The organism is Sedimentibacter sp. B4, from assembly GCF_000309315.1.
Classification (GTDB): domain Bacteria; phylum Bacillota; class Clostridia; order Tissierellales; family Sedimentibacteraceae; genus Sedimentibacter; species Sedimentibacter saalensis.
In genome coordinates this window covers 1-214 of record NZ_CANG01000669.1, presented here as the reverse complement: position 1 = coordinate 214, position 214 = coordinate 1, and the positions used below count along the sequence as shown (strand labels likewise).

Annotated in this window: 1 protein-coding gene; it reads left to right on the top strand. The window is 72.4% G+C overall.

What is annotated here, in order from left to right; translation table 11 throughout:
- The coding region (locus BN358_RS12660; protein WP_157593495.1) for an NAD-glutamate dehydrogenase domain-containing protein at positions 1–214 on the top strand (214 nt) is incomplete at both ends.

Here is a 214-nt window from a genome sequence, read left to right as displayed (position 1 = left end):
ACCGGATGCGGCTCGTGGCGGCGTTCAACCACCAGCACGTGTTCCTCGACCCCGACCCCGATCCGGCGGCGTCGTTCGACGAGCGGAAGCGACTGTTCGACCTCCCCGGCTCGACCTGGGCCGACTACGACCCGGCACTGGTCTCCCCGGGGGGTGGGGTGTACCGCCGCGACGCCAAGTCGGTGCCGGTCAGCGACGGCGTGCGGGCCGTGCT